Here is a 3,290-nt window from a genome sequence, read left to right as displayed (position 1 = left end):
GAAGCCGCGCATCGCAGGCCTGCTCACGTACAAGGGCGAGATCGTGGGAAAGGGGGCGTGGGAACCCGTCGTGGACCGGGCCACATTCGACCGCCTGCAGAACACGCTCCAGAATCGCTCGGCGGCAAACCGGAAGGCGTCAAACGGGCGGCGGTACCTCCTCTCCGGCATCGCAGCCTGCGGCACATGCGGCACACCGCTCCAAGTCGGAGCGGTCCCGGAAGGCAGGGAGTCACTGCGCCGTTATCGCTGTCCGAGGTCAGCGAGCGGAGCCACGCGAGGGAGCGGCATCCGCCACGGTGGCCGGAACATGCGACACCTCGACGAGCACGTCACCAGCATCATCCTCATGGCCCTCGATGCGCAGCGGCTACACGACGACGACTCGAAGCCCGTGGATCCCGGCCCAGAGATCGAACGGCTCCGCAGTCGGCTCAACAGCGCCGCCGACCAGTTCGCCGACGACATCCTCACCGCCGAGCAGATGCAGCGCATCACCACGAGAATCCGAGCGCAGATCGAGCGTCTCGAGGCGTCACGCCCGGCCGTCGCCGCCGACAACCTCATGGAGTGGTACACCGGCTCCGCTGACATGGACGAGGCCAAGAGGGCGTTCGACGCCCTCCCGCTCGACCTCCGGCGACGCATCATCGTCCAGACCATCGGGGCGGAGGGCAGCATCACCGTCCACCCTGCCGCGGCCTTCAACGTCGGCGGGCCTGGCGGTATGGACACCTCGACAGTGAGCGTCTCCATGGTCTGGGGTCCCCCGGCACCCGATGAGATCCGCGCCGCCGCCGCCGGTCAGTTGAGGGAGCGCGGGCAACCGGCTTGACGGCGGTCGTTCGTGCCTCGGAGCGACTGAAACCCGACCGCGGATCAACTTTCGCACAGTGCAGTCATCGGGTTTCGACACTTCCTCCCATCCTTAGATGGCGGCAGTGCGGCAGTGCTATTTACAAAGGCGTGCGGGGGCGTGCTCAAGATCGCGCATTTCTATTGACATTTGACGCGGCAAACCCCCGGCGAGCGGTTACTACCGGGGGTTTGTCTTATCGACCGCTCGGCCCGTCAGAGGTCGGACCACCAGTCTGCGCGGGCGCGAATCCGCGTTCCGCTCAGGGTAACTCACCCCTTGACGACTATGCCTGCGGCCTCTGGGTGCACTAGAATGGCGTCGCACCAAAAAGGTCACTGGCGAAAAGTGGGTGAGCCCCAATTAGGGGCTCCAGGTAAGACCCAGGAACGCGCGGCTCCTGGAGAACTAAACCGTCAGAGGAGGGCCTGGGGTGGCCAGTTGTCAGTACTTGAGAACCGGGACCGCGGTGCGAACCGTCGAGGCGGGTGTCCCCAGGTGACTTCGCAGCGGTTTGTGGTTGAGTGGCGTTCGATGTTGATGGAGGCTGGGCTCGACCCGACGGCTGTTGCAGTTGGGTTCATCCTCGCCGAGTACGCCGACTACGCCACCGGCGCGAACGCGCGACCCTCTCACGCGACTATCTCGAAGTGCCTTGGAGGCCTCTCTTCGGAGACGATCCGCAAAGCGACGCTCAGGCTTCGAGACGCGGGGCTGATCCAGCAAGCGGCCCGCTCGGCGCCGGGCCACGCGACCGTCTGGCGGTTGACTGAGCCGGGCTGGGCGCAGGATGGAGAGCCCGCAACACCCCAGGCCACTCCCCACGCAACACCCCACGCATCAGCCCACGCATCAGCCCACGCCAGCGAGGGCCTATCAGGCCATCAGACACCAGATGGGCAGGAGGCGCGTGCGCGTGACATCCTCGAGCGACTCGTCGCCTGCATCTCAACCGTCAGTCCGCGCGAAGCAGAGTATGCCCGGAACGCTTCCGACGTGCGTGCCCAGGTAACATTGGCCGCCAACAGGGGCCTGAATGGCGTCGCCATAGAAGCGCTTTGGCGAGAACGTGTGCCGCGATCGATTGAGCATGGCCCCTCGTTTGCCCTGACGCTTCTTACCCGGGCGATGTCCGGAGAGCGGCTGACCCCACCTTCCGACCGGCCTCGTCCCAGTCGACGACTCCGGGGAAGCACGCCACCCCGACCGGCGTCGGCCTTCGGCGAGTCTCGAGTCATAGGGTGGTCCTGAGCATGGGCGAGGCATTGCCGGTTGTAACAGTGAATCTCGAAAACGGCTTCGAGTTGCAGGAGTGCATCGACTCGAACGGCGAGACGGTCATGTGGGTCGTCGGCGAGGCCGATGACTGGACGGGTTGCGCCTGCGCAGCGTGCGCGCCCCACGAGCAGAAGGGTGCTTTGCCCGCAACGCTGCGCGAGGCTCTCGACTCGAAGCCGAGATGCGCAGCAGTGGCAGTTTCCACGGGGCGGCGATGCCGGGTCTTGGTGTCCCATATGGGTGAGATCTGCGGTGTTCACATGCGTCGAGGAACATGGGCATGAGCACGCTTGTGGATGAGGCGCGAGCCGAGATGGAGGCAACGGTCCCCGAGTCGGTGTGGTGGCGCATCGACATCGACCCCCTCACCGGCTGTCTGCTTGCGCTACGCGGTGGGCGCTCCGGTTGTCGTCATCGGTATCCGGCATCCTCCGGTGGCCGGTTGCTCCATCGCGTGATCTGGGAGTCGGTCAACGGACACACCGATCTACTCATCGTCCGGTCCTGCTGGCAGCCACTGTGCGTACGTGTTTCGCACATGCAGACCAGCGATTGGTCAGCCATGCACCTCGCGTGGCGCGCCGACCGCAGCCTGTATCAGCCCCCCAAAGATTCCAATGCCACTTCCGCACCCACTCACCCCGACCCGGCGGTCCAGAGCGGCAACGGGGCGTCTAGCAACGTCACGACTAGTCTCCGAGGCACTCCGCCTCCAGAGACGGACTCGAGTCAAAGGAGTGAACCGTGAAGGTCCCACGCGCCTGGTATGGCCCCGAGCACAACGGTCTGCTAGACCCTGAGCGATTCACCCCAGACGAACGGTCGCGTGTGTCGAACGCCCGCCTGAAGGTGGAGCAGGCCCGGCGCAACTCGACGAGCCCGCCAACGGTGGCCCTGCAGGCCGTGACCGACCGAGCGCTGGGGAGGAAGCGATGAACAACTCCAACGCCAACGAGGTCGATCGCGTCACTGGCGGACTCAGCGAAGCGCAGCGTTCGCAACTGATCCGGTTGGAGGCAAAGACCGGTGAACCCACCGGGTGGGAACGCGGCCAACTGGCGGCGATCCTCCTGTGCGCAGGTGGGGACGACCGCCATCGAGCGGAGGAGTTGCGTTCCCGGTGGGGGAGGCCCTCATGAGTGTTCTCGACGACTTC

Annotated in this window: 1 protein-coding gene; it reads left to right on the top strand. The window is 65.6% G+C overall.

The annotated features are described in order from the left end of the window. Positions 1-835, top strand: an 835-nt coding sequence (locus ACR9ZK_RS21115; protein ID WP_481343930.1) for a recombinase zinc ribbon domain-containing protein, incomplete at its 5' end; no start/stop codon positions are given. Positions 836-3,290 lie beyond the last annotated feature (2,455 nt).

This window comes from Monashia sp. HAY1-5C (genome assembly GCF_056755255.1).
This window is presented reverse-complemented; position numbering and strand designations above follow the sequence as displayed.